The organism is Curtobacterium sp. PhB78 (assembly GCF_003751685.1).
Lineage (GTDB): Bacteria > Actinomycetota > Actinomycetes > Actinomycetales > Microbacteriaceae > Curtobacterium.
The window spans coordinates 1-1,489 of record NZ_RKIA01000014.1; the positions used below are offsets into that span (position 1 = coordinate 1).

At 67.0% G+C, this 1,489-nt stretch carries 1 rRNA gene; it reads right to left on the bottom strand.

The annotated features are described in order from the left end of the window. Positions 1–1,402 precede the first annotated feature (1,402 nt). A 5S ribosomal RNA gene (rrf, locus tag EDF53_RS18890) occupies positions 1,403–1,489 on the bottom strand; the annotation flags it as partial.

The window sequence follows — 1,489 nt, forward strand, 5'->3', positions numbered from 1 at the left end:
ACCTGAACAACCAAAGCTGCCCAGGCACGAGGTCAATCAATAAATTGGCATTGACAATGTGCACGCTGTTGAGTTCTCAAGGACCAGACGCACTCCCCACTCCGCCCGTCGGGCTTCGTCAGAGAGGCATTCGTCTCTCGACACCGTCGAGCACCACGATCGAGACCGTGGAACCTTGGGTGTCGGTTGCCTGAGCGGGACCCCGTCCGGACTGCATCTCCAGGCGTTTCCACTTGGTGACCGTCTCGGCCGTTCCGTTCTCCGCCTCAGCGGCAACGAGTGACAACATTACGGGGAGGTGAACGGGAGCGCCAGCCGGGCCGCTTCCCGGGCGTGTCGCAGGCGGGGACCCACGTGCGTCGACGAGCAGGCCCGAACGGATCGACGTCGTTACCTGCACCGGGACACCGGGACACCGGGACACCGGGACACCGGGACACCGGGACACCGGGACACCGGGACACCGGGACACCGGGACACCGGGACACCGGGACACCGGGACACCGGGACACCGGGACACCGGGACACCGGGACACCGGGACACCGGGACACCGGGACACCGGGACACCGGGACACCGGGACACCGGGACACCGGGACTCCGGGACTCCGGGACTCCGGGACTCCGGGACTCCGGGACTCCGGGACTCCGGGACCAGCATCCTCGCCCGGCAGTCGGATGGCGAACGTCGACGTCGTGTCCATCCCTCCCGTGCAGGCCGAACACCACGACGCGCCCAGCTCAGGCGATCGCGCAGAGGGCAACGGGCAGCCACTCATCACATGAACAACGCCCCTTGGACCAGCGAGCGGCGTCCGTCAGCAGGATCCACATCGCGGTAGGCACCGCCGGCTCGGCAGGCTACCTCGAGCCCGGAGACCGGCTCGAGGCGCGGCCGCAAGCGAGTGGACCACTTCGTCCCGAACCGAGTCGCACACTCGAAGGCGCTCACAGCCGCCGCCCCATGGGCAGTATCCCGCCTGGGCCCGTGCCACCTTCAACCCAAGGTTCGACACTGAGCGCCGCTGGCTCCGAGGCCTGTCCCACCCGACCACCCAGCCACGCACGCACACCGCTTCGTGAGCAGAAATGGTCGGGTGCGCTCGGCATCACTCGACCGTTTCTGCTCACGAAGGGTCAGCGCCACTCGCGGAGGAACGTCGAGCTCGTCATCGCGGGAGGCCGGCGCCAGGCCGCGACTGACCGAGGCAGCGAGGAGTGGCAGGACCACGGAGCCGAACGGGACACTTCGTGAGCAGAAATGGTCGGGTCGCACACGTGTACCCGACCATTTCTGCTCACGAACCGGCGCCGCGAACGGACACCCGCCACGAAGAACCTCCGGAAACGCAGAAAACCCCTGACCAGTGCTGGTCAGGGGTTCCCTGGTGATACTACGTTAAGTCCGGCGGCGTCCTACTCTCCCACAAGGTCCCCCTTGCAGTACCATCGGCGCTGAGAGGCTTAGCTTCCGGGTTCGGAATGTGACC